Source organism: Clostridium rectalis, assembly GCF_900626095.1.
Lineage (GTDB): Bacteria > Bacillota > Clostridia > Clostridiales > Clostridiaceae > Clostridium_AS > Clostridium_AS rectalis.
Window position 1 is genome coordinate 82911 of record NZ_UYZZ01000008.1, and the last position, 15036, is coordinate 97946.

At 27.1% G+C, this 15036-nt stretch carries 12 protein-coding genes; 8 read left to right on the forward strand and 4 right to left on the reverse strand.

The window, feature by feature from the left end:
- Positions 1 to 486: 486 nt before the first annotated feature.
- The 4 genes from EJL03_RS12585 (at position 487) to EJL03_RS12600 (ending at position 4531) form a co-directional block, all read left to right on the forward strand.
- Entirely contained in the window at positions 487 to 1344 is an 858-nt protein-coding gene (locus EJL03_RS12585) for a GDSL-type esterase/lipase family protein (protein ID WP_125154321.1), read from the forward strand.
- A 66-nt stretch (positions 1345 to 1410) separates the two neighbouring features.
- Positions 1411 to 1908, forward strand: coding sequence for a DUF4358 domain-containing protein (locus EJL03_RS12590; protein WP_125154322.1), 498 nt, complete (start codon positions 1411 to 1413; stop codon positions 1906 to 1908).
- A 29-nt stretch (positions 1909 to 1937) separates the two neighbouring features.
- Positions 1938 to 3341, forward strand: a complete 1404-nt coding sequence (locus EJL03_RS12595) for an MBOAT family O-acyltransferase (RefSeq protein WP_125154323.1) — start codon at positions 1938 to 1940, stop codon at positions 3339 to 3341.
- Positions 3342 to 3382: 41 nt separating this feature from the next.
- Positions 3383 to 4531: a DHHW family protein gene (locus EJL03_RS12600; RefSeq protein ID WP_125154324.1), complete on the forward strand. Its 1149-nt coding sequence runs from the start codon at positions 3383 to 3385 to the stop codon at positions 4529 to 4531.
- 243 nt (positions 4532 to 4774) lie between these two features.
- Here the strand turns inward: EJL03_RS12600 and EJL03_RS12605 are convergent, their stop codons facing one another.
- On the reverse strand, positions 4775 to 5707 hold the full coding sequence (locus EJL03_RS12605) for a LysR family transcriptional regulator (protein ID WP_125154325.1): 933 nt from the start codon (positions 5705 to 5707) through the stop codon (positions 4775 to 4777).
- Between the two features lie 205 nt (positions 5708 to 5912).
- On the opposite strand from EJL03_RS12605, the gene EJL03_RS12610 reads away from it, so the two are divergent.
- The gene (locus tag EJL03_RS12610) at positions 5913 to 6635 is read left to right on the forward strand and encodes a gamma-glutamyl-gamma-aminobutyrate hydrolase family protein (protein ID WP_125154326.1); all 723 of its coding nucleotides are present in this window, start codon (positions 5913 to 5915) and stop codon (positions 6633 to 6635) included.
- Positions 6636 to 6816: 181 nt separating this feature from the next.
- Here EJL03_RS12610 and EJL03_RS12615 read toward each other — a convergent pair whose 3' ends face one another.
- Positions 6817 to 7443: a LysE family translocator gene (locus EJL03_RS12615; protein ID WP_125154327.1), complete on the reverse strand. Its 627-nt coding sequence runs from the start codon at positions 7441 to 7443 to the stop codon at positions 6817 to 6819.
- 211 nt (positions 7444 to 7654) lie between these two features.
- Between EJL03_RS12615 and EJL03_RS12620 the strand changes: the two genes are divergently transcribed.
- A complete protein-coding gene (locus tag EJL03_RS12620; RefSeq protein WP_125154328.1) occupies positions 7655 to 8749 on the forward strand; it encodes a C40 family peptidase in 1095 nt (364 codons plus the stop codon).
- 195 nt (positions 8750 to 8944) lie between these two features.
- A complete protein-coding gene (locus EJL03_RS12625; RefSeq protein WP_125154329.1) occupies positions 8945 to 9586 on the forward strand; it encodes a hypothetical protein in 642 nt (213 codons plus the stop codon).
- A gap of 190 nt (positions 9587 to 9776) precedes the next feature.
- Here EJL03_RS12625 and EJL03_RS12630 read toward each other — a convergent pair whose 3' ends face one another.
- Both EJL03_RS12630 and EJL03_RS12635 read right to left on the reverse strand, forming a co-directional pair.
- The gene (locus tag EJL03_RS12630) at positions 9777 to 11135 is read right to left on the reverse strand and encodes an APC family permease (RefSeq protein ID WP_125154330.1); all 1359 of its coding nucleotides are present in this window, start codon (positions 11133 to 11135) and stop codon (positions 9777 to 9779) included.
- 70 nt (positions 11136 to 11205) lie between these two features.
- On the reverse strand, positions 11206 to 11613 hold the full coding sequence (locus tag EJL03_RS12635; RefSeq protein ID WP_125154331.1) for an RrF2 family transcriptional regulator: 408 nt from the start codon (positions 11611 to 11613) through the stop codon (positions 11206 to 11208).
- Between the two features lie 340 nt (positions 11614 to 11953).
- On the opposite strand from EJL03_RS12635, the gene EJL03_RS12640 reads away from it, so the two are divergent.
- On the forward strand, positions 11954 to 15025 hold the full coding sequence (locus tag EJL03_RS12640) for a vitamin B12-dependent ribonucleotide reductase (RefSeq protein ID WP_423243350.1): 3072 nt from the start codon (positions 11954 to 11956) through the stop codon (positions 15023 to 15025).
- Positions 15026 to 15036: the final 11 nt, after the last annotated feature.

A 15036-nucleotide genomic window follows, 5' to 3' on the forward strand; every position in this document is an offset into this window, starting at 1 on the left:
TTAACACAATGAAAACATTGTGTTAAAAGTCTCACTCAGCAAAATTACTGCAATAAAGCCAGACCTTTTGGTCAGTATGTTGACTTTATTAAACCTTTTATTAAGGCCAGTTACTCCCTTTTAACATAAGAGAACATATTCAATATAATTATATAATACTATAAAGTTTTAAATTTATCAACAAAAATATTTTTATGGCTATTAAACTCAATTTGTTTTATATACCATAAGCATATTCATCCCCATTATGGTAATTTAAATAATTTTACTTATTTCTTATTAATCACTTTATTTTTTGTAAAAACTAAAAATTAATATTAAATCCTCAGTATGAAATAAACTATTTAACCCCATATGAAATTGTAAACCATAAACTTTTTTAACCAAAATTAAATTAAATCGATACTGTTTTGTAACCAATTAAAAACTCAATATATTATAATTTCTATAGATTGAATTTTATGGATTGATTCTGGGGGTATAGTAATGAATAGCAAAATCAAAAGAGAAAAACGTATTAAATTTAAACCAAAAAAATTTCTTTTTTCATCTACTATTTTAATTTTAATTATACTAGTTATATGTAACAGTACTGAAAAATTATTTTATAAAAAAGTTACACCTAATAATTCTACAGCATATGCTGTTTCAAAAAATACTAATAGCACTGGTTTTTCACAAAAAAGCAGAGAGACTCTTTCTAAAAATAATAATAAATTAGAAAATCCTCCAAGCAAAGAAAATACACAATTAAATGATGGTTTAAATACTTTTACCAAAGATGAACATAACAAAACGAATATGGATATTCCATTGAACAAAAATTTATTTAAAACAAGTTTATTTATAGGAGATTCAATGACTGAAGGGCTCTACTTTTATGAATTATTAAACGAAGAAAATGTATCAGGTTTTAAAGGATATACAGTGGCAAAAGCAAAAAAGAATATAGATAAAATTTTGAAAATCAATGCTAAAAATATTTTCATATTGTTAGGAAGTAATGATATTGAATATGAAATGAGCAGCAGTAAATTTTGTAAAGATTATGGAAATTTAATAGATATGATAAAAAATAGATTACCTAATGCTAAAATTTATATTCAATCTATTACACCGGTTACAGAAAAAGCAGTAAAAAAACAGCCTTTATTTTCAAAAGATAATATTAATAAGTTTAATACTTCCTTAAAAAATCTAGCCACAGAAAAAAATGTAACTTATTTAAATATCACCTCCATTTTAGTAAATAACCAAGACAACTTATATGAACCTGATGGAATTCACTTAACAGCTAAATTCCATAATTTATGGCTAAAATTTTTACAAAAATATGTGAAATAATACAAAGAATCTATAGCACATAAAGCTATTAGATAAAATACAATAAACAAAAGGAGATCTATTATAATGACTAAAAATTTTAAAACATTAACTAAAACCACTCTTTTAACATCCCTTTTAGTACTTTTTTCTTTAGGTATTTTTATAGGTTGTTCTTCTAAAAAATCATTGCCTAAAAAACCTTCCTTAAAGGATATAACTAGTAAAATAATTGAAAACAGTAATATGTCAAATTTAAAAGAAGCAGATAAAAGTAAAATTAAAAAATTTTATGATATTGATTCTGAAAGTTTAGAAGAATTTTCTGTGTATCTCCCTTCATCTAATATACTTGCAAATGAATTAGCAGTTTTAAAAGTTAAGGAGTTAAGTAACGTAGACAAGATAAAAGGAAAATTAGAAAAAAGATTAGAAAAACAATCCACAAGCTTTAAAGATTATCTTCCTGATGAATATTATTTAATCCAAAAACATGTACTAAAAACAAAAGATAATTATATTCTTTTTGTTATATCAAAGGATGTTGAAAAAATAGAAGAAATATTTGATAAATCTTTTAAATAGAATTAATTGACTTGAGGGTGTGATAAATTTTGGTTTTTAGTAGTTTATTATTTATATTTATATTTTTACCATTAACAGTTTTTATCTATTATATATCCCCTAAAACTCTAAGAAATTTTATACTTGTAATAGCTAGTTTAATATTTTATGCCTGGGGAGAACCTTTGTACATATTTATCATGATTTTTTCCACAATATTTGATTATTTCAACGGGGTTCTTATTGTTAAATACAGAAATAGAAAAATTGTCTCTTTTATAATCTTTTTAAATTCAATAATAATTAATTTAGGTATTCTTGGCTTTTTTAAATACTATAATTTTTTAGTAGATAATATTAATAGCATTTTAAATTTAAATATAACTGCATCACACCTTCCCCTTCCTGTGGGAATATCTTTTTATACATTTCAAACTATGTCTTATGTGATTGATGTGTATTTAAACAAAGTAAGTGTGCAAAAAAATATTATCTCCTTTGCTACCTATGTAACTATGTTTCCTCAACTAGTAGCTGGACCAATTGTTAAATATGCTGATATTTCAAAACAACTGGATAATAGAAAAGAATCTTTATTTAAATTTGGCTCAGGTGTGGAATTATTTATAACTGGTCTTGGGAAAAAAGTATTACTTGCAAACAACATAGGATTACTTTGGAATAGTATAAAATCTACCCCTACAAAAGAACTATCTGTAATTTCTGCATGGCTTGGAATAATAGGTTTTACCTTTCAAATATATTTTGACTTTAGTGGTTATTCTGATATGGCTATAGGACTTGGTAAAATGTTTGGTTTTGATTTAATGAAAAACTTTAACTACCCTTATATCTCAAAAAGTGTAACTGAATTTTGGCGTAGATGGCACATCTCTTTAGGGGCCTGGTTTAAAGAATACGTGTACATACCTTTAGGTGGAAATAAAAAAGGGCACCGAAAGCAGTATATAAATCTATTTATAGTATGGTTTTTAACGGGCTTTTGGCATGGTGCAAGTTGGAACTTTATATTATGGGGTTTGTACTTTGGAGTATTTATAATTTTAGAAAAAATTTTTCTTTTAAATTGGGTAAAACAAAAAACTATTATATCACATATATACACATTTTTAACTGTAGTAATTGGTTGGGTATTATTTGAATTCGAAAATATGGGCGAATGTATAAGTTTTTTTAAAAGTATGTTTGGATTCAATAATTTATCCTTTATAGATAGCAATGCTTTATATTATTTAAAAACTAATTTTTTGTTATTTATTCTTCTTATTATATGTTCTACTCCAATTATGGCTAATATTTTGAACTTCTTAAAGAAAAAATTTAAACTTAAAGCTGCTATAGTTATCCCTATAGCCTATATACTTATTATATTTCTTTCAACCTCTTATTTAGTAAATGAAAGTTATAATCCCTTTTTATATTTTAAGTTTTAATTGTAACAATACTCTTACCTTCTTAAGAAAGAGGTGTTTATTTGAAAAGATATAAAAATATTTTCACAGTTATGATGTCACTGCTTTTAATAATTTTTATAGGTACTATAATGTTGTTAAATATAATTACCCCCAATAAAAAGTTTTCCAAGTGGGAAAATAGAATATTAGAACAAAAACCTAAGTTTTCTTTTAAGAAGTTAACTACAGGTAAGTTTACTTCAAATTATGAAAAATATATTTCGGATCAATTTCCCTTAAGAGATTTTTGGATAGGTGTTAAATCTACTACTGAAAAGTTCCTAGGCAAAAAAGAAAATAATGGAGTATATCTATGTAGGGATGGATTTTTGATGGAAAATTTTAAAAAACCTTCTGAGGATAATCTTAAGAAAGTAATAAATTCCATTAATTCATTCGGAAAGTTATTTCCTAAAGTTAATAAATACTTTATGCTAATTCCTAATTCCACAAAAATTTTAGAAGAAAAGCTCCCCGCTAATGCTCCTGTAGATGATGAACTTATTTATTATAATAAGTTTAAAGATTCTCTGGATAAAAATATTAATTTTATAGATATATATGATACTTTACAGGCTAGAAAAAATGAATATATTTATTTTAAAACAGACCATCATTGGACAAGCAAGGGCGCTTTTTATTCCTATAAAGAATTAATCTCTTCTATGGGAATAACTCCCCATGAGTCTAGTTACTTTAATATAAATAGGGTTACAGATGAATTTTATGGTTCCTTATATTCTAAAAGTGGTTATAAAAATATATTACCAGATAGTATTGAGTTATATATTCCTAAGACAAAATCAAATTATAAAGTGTGGTATAAAGACACAGAAAAAACATCAAACTCTCTTTATAATATGGAAAATTTAAATAAAAAAGATAAGTATACTATTTTTTTAAATGGAAATCATTCCCTTATAAAAATAAATACAAATACAAAAAACCATAAAAAATTACTAATTTTAAAGGACTCTTATGCAAATTCTCTTATTCCATTCTTAGCAGGGCATTATAAAGAAATCTATGTGGTAGATCTTAGATATTATACAGATAATTTATATAATTTAATAAATGATAATCATATAAAAGATATGATTTTTGTGTATAATGAAATTTCATTTTTTAAAGACAAATCTGTTCTTACTTTAGGGACGATTACTAAGTAATCGTCCTATTTTTTAACTACACTTTAACCTTATTAATAAAAAATATATGCTATTTGATAACATAAAAGCCTTAATCTATAACCTTACTAATAAAAATATAAATAATACATTTAATTATACTACAGTAATATACTATTATAATTTTTGAAGTGAATATAAAGTTTACACAGGGTAATATTTGTATTAATTCAAAAGTACAAAGATTACAGTATTAATTTAAATAACCACTTATTTTATATTTTTTTATTTACTTATAGTATTTATAACTTTATTTATAAACTCTTGTGCTATAGGTGATACATTATAATTTTTTCTTTTAATCCAACCAATTTCAAAATTAAATCCTGGAGACTTAATAGGTATAGCACGTATTTTTTCATATGCTTCTTTATCCTTATAGGCTAATTCATTATTAGAGCAGATACTAAATGCATTAGTTTTATATAGAAAATCATACAAAGATGCCCTATTTGAAACATATATTTTACTACTGCATGCTAATTGAGTAATATCCCTTATTTTAGACATTTCATTAGAAGAACTATAAAAAATATCACCATAGGACGCAATAAATGGGTATGATGAAATCTCTTTAAGTAAAATACTATGGAGATCTTTATAAAAAAAAGGATTTAGCTTGCTTACAATTACATAAGGCGGTTCCACCGAAAGAGCATTATACTCTAGTTGTTTAACCTTTAAAATTCTTTTCATAGACTTGAGATTTAACGATGTATTTATAACTATGCCTATTTCGGATTTTTGATTAAATACGTCCTCAATAACTTCCATTGTACTTCCTTCATTATGAGAAAAATAAATATTTTCTTTCTCATATTTTATATATATATCAATAAAAATATTATAAACAAATTTTAACGTTACCGTAGAAAGAGAAAAAATTCTTCTTTCTTCATTAACAACATTTTTACAAATGTCTTCTAACTGCAAAAATTGATTATAAACAGGTTTGGAATAAGTTAAAAACTGTTGTCCAAATTCAGTAAGTTCAATCCCTTTTGTAGTTCTAAAAAATAAAGTAGCCCCTAACTCCATCTCAAGATTCTTAATAGATAAACTTAAATTTGGCTGAGAAATATAAAGATTTTTTGCCGCCTTACTTATAGAAGCTGTTTTTGCAATTTCAATTACCTGCTGGATCTGTTTAAACTCCATGTAATCACTCCTTTAATTAGAGATCTTAATTTAAACATAATACTTTAAATATTAATACTTGTAAAAAATATATATAAATAGTTTAAATAACCAATATATAATTTATATACATATCCATATAAACTATATATTATCACCTATAATATATAAAATGATATACTGAAGCTAAAAAATAGCACAAAATATTTTTAATTTAGGAGGATATATGAAACCAATTATATTAATTTCTTCTGTTTTAAACTTAAAAGATAGTAAAAATAACTATCTTCTAAATAAAAACTATGTAGATGCAATTCGCAGTGCCGGTGGTATTCCCATACTAGCACCAGTTACAAATGATTTAAATGACATTAAATTATATGTCTCTATGTGTGACGGACTTCTATTACCTGGTGGAGAAGATGTTTCCCCCATTATATTAGAAGAAGAACCTCTCAGAGGTATTGGTTATATTAACATTGAAAGGGATAAGTTTGAATTTGAACTTTTTAATGAATTTAGAAAACATAAAAAACCTATACTTGGAATTTGTAAGGGATGTCAAATTATCGCTTTATCTACTGGCGGTAAAATTTATCAAGATATCTTTATTCAACACGGAAACACTATAGAACATAGTCAGCCTGAGGAACAATTAGATGAATTATTTCATAGCGTTTCCATAGATGAAAATAGCAAGTTATACGAGTTATTTAATAGCAGCAAAATAAGAGTAAACTCTTGGCATCATCAAGCAATAAGTTCCATAGGCAAAAACATGAAAGTTACTGCTAAATCTATTGATGGGATAATAGAGGCAGTAGAATCTTTAGATGGTTTAATAATGGGTATACAATGGCATCCAGAACTTTTATTTAAAAAGCATAGAAAACAACTATCCATATATAAATATTTAATTAATCAATGTATAAAAATAAAAAAAACTTAAATATTAAATAAAGCTTTAAATAAAAAGTTAAAATAATTTTTATAAATATATAAAAAAATAATATGAATAAGGGACGGCTATATATTAACCCTCCCTTATTTTTCAATAGCTACTCTTTCAATTTCTAGACTTTTAAAAAGCCCAGAAAATATCACTAATTATTTCTAATAAAATCTATAATCTATTTACTGCTTAATGCTAGTTTAATGCCTATAAATGCAAATATACTTGCCTTTACTACACTTATATATTTAAATACCTTTGAATTGTTTAATAATTTACTACCAAAATTTCCTGCAAAAATAGATACTACAGTAAAGATACTTACGGCTTGTATCATAAAAATTATTCCTAAAATAATCATCTGTATAGGTACAATAATAATTGCCTGTGTATCAACAAATTGAGGTAGTAAAGCTAAAAAAAATAGTGCAACCTTTGGATTTAAAATATTCATAAACACTCCTCTTTTATAAAGTGTTAATAAATTTTCCTTATTATTACTCTTACTTAACATAAACTCTTCTTTCTCTTTTAAAGCTTTCCATGCAAGAAATAATAAGTATAAAGCTCCTAAATATTTTAATATTTGAAATGCAATAGCGGATTTATGTAAAATTGCCGATACCCCTAATGCTGCAGCGGTAGTATGAACTATTATTCCACTTCCTAATCCAAATGCCGTTGCTATTCCAGCTTTCTTCCCCTGAGAAATGCTTTGAGTAATTACAAATATTATATCTGGACCTGGAATAATTGTAAGAAGCATTGCAGTAGTTATAAAATAAAACAAACTTGACCCGTCCATAAAATCCCCCTTTCCTATACTTTAATTATATAAATTATTAGCTAAAGTTAAAGCTCTTTTATTAATATTATTAGATTTTATTCTAAAATCATATAATATTTAATAATATGTTGAGTTTATTTAGAAAATAATGGTATAATATTATTTAAGTAATTATTATGCATATTTGTAATATTTATTACATATAATTAAATTTTTTGGGGGTGTATTTATGAATACAAAATTTGTATCTATTATTATGGCAATAGGATTATCTTTAAATATTGCCACTCCAGTTTTAGCTAAACCTTCATCTAAAAATACACAATCTAATATACAAAACATTGAAGAAGATAAAAGATCTTTAAAGGAAATTAAAAGGAAAAAAGAGTCCCTAGAGTTGAATATAGAAAAAATGGACAACCATATAGAAAAAATACTTAAAAATATTGATGATAATAACAAGAGAATATGCCAAACAAAAAATGATATTAAAATATCAGAAGAAAATATTAAAAAAATAGAGAAAGATATAGAAAAAGATCATGAGCTATTTAATAAGAGAATTAGAGCTATGTATGTACATGGTTTTGAAAGTTATTTTGATATAATATTAGAATCCCATAGCATAGGTGATTTAATATCAAGAGTACAGACAATAAAAAAAATCATAGAAACAGATAAAAAAAATACCTCTTATCTCAATACCCAAAAACAAAATATTAAAAATAAAAAAGAACTTTTCAGTAAAGATCAGAATAAATTATTAACTTTAAAATCCCATAATGAAAAAAAATTAAGTGATCTTAATGCAAAAAAGCAACTACAGGAAGATTTAATTAAAGAACTTAATACTCACCAATGTACCTATGCTTCGGAAATTAGTGTATCTAATCCTTATACTGAGATAGCAATATCTGAAATACAAAACATAAAAAATACTGTACCTCAGTCCGTACCTTCAAGAGGGGCTTCAAACATATATTCAAATAGTATTGTTGCATATGCATCAAATTATATAGGAACACCATACAAATGGGGTGGAAATGGTCCTAATAACTTTGACTGCTCAGGATTTGTTAAATATGTTTATAATCACTTTGGGGTTAATCTACCAAGAACATCATCACAGCAACAATGTGTGGGTAGTGCTGTATCTAAAGAAAATCTTAAAGCAGGTGATTTAGTTTTCTTTGGTTCCCCTGCCTATCATGTAGGTATATACGTTGGTAACAACTGTTATATACATGCACCAAGAACTGGAGATTTTGTTAAAGTATCTCCATTAACAAGAAGTGATTTTAGTGGTGGACGTAGTATAAAATAATTCTTTAATTGAAAAATTGGTGAAATTAAACTTATCACCAATTTTTTTATGCCTATTTTGCCTTTAAATTTAAAACAGCTCTCTTAGATATTAATAACTAAAAGAAATATTTTATAAACTAGATATATTATTAAATTTATAATTTATCAACTTATATATATATATTTCATAGTATATATAAGGGAGTGATGATTAATGGATACCAATAATGAAAATAAATCACTTAATTGTACAAGCCCTTCTACTCTATTACAAGAAACTTCTAACCCACTATATAAAGTTCCCATATTTTTAAGCTACTCTCGACCTTTTAATGATTTACAAACAAGATTTTTAGATTCTATAATTAGTCAAACAAAGTGTAATTTATTATTTCCACGAACACTAGGCCGTTCTGATCAATATACCGAAACACCATTAACATCAATAAGAAAAATGGTAATAAGTAGTTATGGGCTTTTAGCAGTTTCATTTCGCAGGATATTGGTAAAATATGCTGTAGCAAGACCTAATACCCCTGACGAACTAGAATTTGAAAACTTTTGGCTTACCAGTCCGTATTTACAATTGGAGCCCTCTATGGCACATCAGCAAGGCTTGCCCCTTATGCTATTAGTAGAAGATGGAGTAAATACTACTAGCAACTTCGGTGGTGCTTTAAAACAAGGTGTTGCCCCATTTAATATTGTAAGATTTAATTTAAAAGATGACGAATCTATTGAAAGTTTCTTTAATGGAGTTTTCTGGAGAGAAACCTTTGCAGATTGGGTTGGCCAAGTTAGAAGTTGTTATAATAAAGAAACACAGCCTGAATTTAAATGTAGTTGTAATTGTTAAACAGCCTATTTTAATATAATTTTATTTATATAAATGTTTAAACTTTATAAAATGGATTGTTTTTAAGTTATAGGGAGGATGAAAGATTATTTATTAATCCTCCCTTAAAATTAAATATAGCTATTATTAAAAAACTAGCTTAAAATGAAAACATCTTATTACTAAGCTAGTTTATTTTTTATTTAATCCTTTATGCTATTTCTTTTTTGGGCATTGAATTTAAATTTTTACATTCGCCTTTTATCTTCATATATAAATAAAAGGGCACACCTGAAAGCATTAGTAAAAATCCATAAAACACAGCTTCCTCACCAGCACCATATATTGCCCACAAAGCATATATAAATCCTAAAAGAGGAATTAATGCACCCTTTAAAAATTTACTTACTGTAAAATCTTTCTCTCTTTTAGTTAATATAAGTATCTCTGCAGCTGAAGTTAGAGCATATACTGGCAAATATGATAATGTGGCAAGTAAAATCATAAAATTAAAAGCTGATAGTAGTGACTCACTATAGTTCATATAAAGCAATATATTAGTGAGTATTGCATTTATTATTAAAGAAACATATGGTGTATTATACTTAGGATGAACTTTTTTAAATACACCTGGAAAAATCCCATCTCTAGCCACAGCATATGACATACGTGCTGTAGTTAATATCCACCCAATTATAGTACCTAATACACTTATTATAGACCCTATTAGTAAAAATTTAATTACACCTTTACCTAAATACTGGGCCATTATATCCACAATTGGAGAAGTTTTTTGTGCTAAATCTCCCTGAGACATAGCTCCCATAGAAAAGAAACTTATAAGCATGTAGGCAATTATGGCAATAGAAATTCCAAGTATAGTACTTAATCCTACATTTCTTTTAGGATTTTTTATTTCTTCTGCATTCACGCTTGAACTTTCAAAACCTGTGAAAGCCCACAGAGTAGAAACTGCCGCTGCTGGTATCGTAGATACACCTTTTCCTTCTGGAAATATAGGTGTTATAAAATCTGAATTAAAATGATAAGCTGCCACTATTATAAATATTAAAAATAGTAAAAGTTTAAATATTGTTAAAACCGTCTGAATTATTCCTGCTTTTTTTGTACCTAAAATATTTATAATAGTAAATAACCATAGTAATGCACTTGTATATAAAAATGCAATAACTCCGCTATTCTTTATGGCAGGTATTAAACTACCTGAATAACTAGCTACTGCTGTTATTATAGCAGCATTGCCAATCCAAGATGCTGTCCAATAAAGCCAAGCATTTAAAAAACCTACGAAATCTCCAAATGCTACCTTAGAGTATTCATAAGGACCACCGGACTTAGGTATTTTTGATCCTAATTTAGCAAAGGATAGTGCTAAAAATATAGATCCTATGCCTGTAACAAACCATGCTATCATTGTAGCTCCCGGTCCTGATTTTAAAGCAAGAGTTGATGGAAGCATAAATACACCTGAACCAATCATATTACCTGCAACTAATGCAGTGGCAACAAAAAGTCCCAATTCTTTCTTTAAATTAGTTTCTTTTTCCATGCTATAGTTATCTCCTCCAATATACTTTTTTAATATTACCGGATAACTTTAACATAGGACAAGATACCTGTCAATCATTTTTTAATTCTTCAAAATTAATTTTTTCAAGCTCCTGTATAAGAAGTTTTTGGACATTATCTAAACGCTTATGAACAGTGCATTTAAAGCTCTTGTTAACATTACAAAAAGTATCACTTTTTAAACACCTATTTATGGCTATAGGTCCATCTACAGCTTCTATAACTTCTCTTAAATTTATGTCCTTACTTTTTTTTAAAAGTACATAGCCTCCATTTACTCCTCTAAAAGATTTAATTATTCCATCTTTTATAAGTTTTCTTAATAACTTTAACAAAAATCTTAATGGTATGCATCCTCTTTCTGCAATAGTTTTTGCATCTAACTTAGCGCCCTCTCCTTCTTTTGCGAGAATTAATACCGCTCTTATTGCATAATCAGCCTCCTGGGTTATATTCATATTTTCATCACCTTAATCAATATTTTTTATTATAGTATACGTATTCAATCCTCTTTATCTTATTATCTATATAATTAAATGTCAAGTTTAATACTTTAAGTATTTATTTATTATTATTATGCAAAGAATATAAATGATAATAATAGATTTTCATATATATTTTATGTATTTCAAATTTATTTTTTTAAAATTTGTGTGATTTTTTTTATCTCTTAGTATATACTATATATTGTGTATGTATTTTTCATATACCACTATATATCCTAAAAATCAACTCTTTTATATTTACTGAAAATATTGTATACTAGAAAGGTATTGTTTTGTACAAGGAGGATTTAATATGGACTTTTTAAAAAATATAACTTCTATACATAATTTAATTAAAAGATACTATACAAAAGAATTAGAAAAAAATAAAAACCTAACAGTTTATGATTTATTTAAATGGAAAAAGGTTGATGTATTTTTAAAAGATCATAAAACTGGGAAAGTTCTAGTGGATATGAAGGATTTAGAATTTCCAGATAATTATTCTCAAAACGCCTGTGATATTATAGCTTCCAAATATTTTAGAAAAACAGGAATTCCAAATGAGTATGGTTATGAAAATAGCATGAAAATGGTTGCCCATAGAATGGTAAATTTTTGGACTCAGGCCTTATTAGATGAAAAAATAATAAAATCCGAGGAGGAAAAACAAGTATTTTATGATGAAATGGTTTTTGCCCTGCTTTCTCAAATGTACGCTCCAAACTCCCCTCAGTGGTTTAATACAGGCCTTGCCCTTTCGTATAATATAAAGGGGAATAAACAGGGAAATTACTATTTCGATGAATCCTTAAATAAAGTAGTAGAAAGTATAGATAACTATTCAAAAACTCAAGCTTCAGCTTGTTTCATATTATCAATTGAAGATAAACTTTTAGGACCTCACTCCATATCTGAGCACTATGTTACTGAAACAAAACTATTTAAAGGAGGTTCTGGCACTGGTACTAATTTTTCTTCTATAAGGGCTATAGGCGAAAAACTATCTGGAGGAGGAGTTTCTTCTGGACTTATGAGTTTTCTAAAGGGGCTTGATAGAAATGCAGGGGCTATAAAATCAGGTGGTACAACAAGACGTGCTGCTAAAATGGTTTGTCTTGATGTAGACCACCCTGAAATAATGGATTTTATAACTTGGAAAGCTAAAGAAGAATCTAAGGTTAGAGCTTTAGGTAAAATGGGATATGATACAGATATTGATGGGGAAGCATATGAAACAGTGTCCGGTCAAAACAGTAATAATTCAATAAGGTTTTCAAATGATTTTATGAAAAAGGTTGAAAATTTATCTAATGATCCTAATGCCACAATAAATCTTTTAGGTCGTGTAGATAAAAACCTAAATAAAAAAATTAAAGTAAAAACTTTATGGGATACTTTTAATAATTCCGCTTGGCAATGTGCTGATCCAGCTCCACAGTTTTCGGATACTTTTAATGCATGGCACACTTGTCCTGTTGGCGAAGATGGACTATTAAATAATAAATATAATAAAATAAATTCTACAAATCCTTGTGGTGAATATGCCTTTTTAGATAATACATCTTGTAACCTTGCTTCTATAAATATATATAAATTCTACAACCACAAAGAAAAAAATATAGATCTTTTGGGATATACTCATGTTGTAGGTCTTGTACAATTAATTTTAGAATCTTCCATACATTGGGGGCAATTTCCTACTAAAGATATTGCAAGAAGAACCTATTTATTTAGAACCACCGGTCTTGGAATAAGTAATTTAGCTTCACTGCTGATGGTTATTGGATATCCATATGATTCTAAAGAAGCTAGAAATCTATCTGCTGCTTTAATAGGAATACTTACGGGTTATTCTTACTATGTATCATCTTTAATGGCAAAAGAAATCGGAACTTTCCCAAAATACAATATTAATAAAAAACATATGCTAAAAGTTATAAGAAATCATTGCAAAGTGGCTGGAACTTTAACTGATTCACCTTATGAAGATTTAGATTATAAACCAGTGGAAGTTGATCATTGTATATTAGATAAAATAGAGTTTAAAGACATAAGTAACCTGCTTAAAGAATGCTGGCATAAAGCTTTAGAAAGCGGAGAAAAATTTGGATATAGAAATGCCCAAGTTTCCGTAATAGCTCCTACAGGTACTATATCATTTGCTATGGACTGTGGCTCTACCTCTATAGAACCATTTTTTAGTCATATAGCTTATAAAAAGCTGTCTGGCGGCGGTATGATGACGGTTATAAATCCAATTATAAAAATTGCTTTAAAGAATCTTGGTTATACCAAAAATCAAATTCTAGATATATTAGAATATGTACTACAAAAAGAAACTGTAGAAAGCAATGGTTTTAAATATGAAAAAGTAATAGATGGCAAATTAGAAGGGGCCCCACATATAAAAGATGAACATTTAGCTATATTTGATACCGCCAATAAATGTGGCAGCGGTAAAAGATATATAGAACCACTTGGTCATGTTTATATGGTTGCAGCTATAACCCCTTTAATATCCGGAGCTATATCTAAAACAGTAAATCTTCCAAAAACTGCCTCAGTTAAAGACTTTGAAGATGTTATTAAAACCTCTTGGAAGTTAGGAATAAAGGGGATCACATTATATAGAGATGGCTCTAAAGCAAGTCAACCTTTAAATACAACTTTAAGCTCAGAAAAAGATTTAAAATTAGAGGATTTAACTTATAGTCAGCTTTTAGATAAAACCAAAGAACTTCAAAAAGGTATTACTTATTCAAAACGTGAAAAACCAATTGGAATCAGAAGAGGAACTACTCACCCTGCTCAAATTAGTGATGTTAAAATTTATACTACAGTAAATAGAAGAGAAAATGGAGAAATATCAGAAATATATATAACCACAGATAGAGAAGGTACTATAATAATGGGACTTTTAAATTCTCTTTCAAAATCTATTTCAGTTATGCTCCAATATCATGTACCACCACAGGATATTTCAAGAATGCTGAGAGGTCAAAAATACGAGCCTTATGGATTTGTACAAAAACATCCGTATATAAAATATGTAACATCTATCTCAGATTTAATAAGTAAAGTAATTGATATTGAACTTGGTGATTTTTTAAGATGCCAAGTTAAACCAGAAAATTATGATAGATTTACAAATAAACAAAGTATATTATATACATCTGATATCTTAAAAGATCAAATAGTTACAGATAAATTAGAGGAAGTAGAAAATTCAAATGAAGAAATTCATGAAAGTTTCCGCGGTGAAAAAATAATAGGACATAGAGTTTATGAAACCTGTTGTCCTAATTGTTCAAGTACAAGAATGGTTCAAAACGGAACTTGTATGGTTTGTTTAGATTGCGGTTCAACTACAGGATGCAGCTAAACCTTAATAAA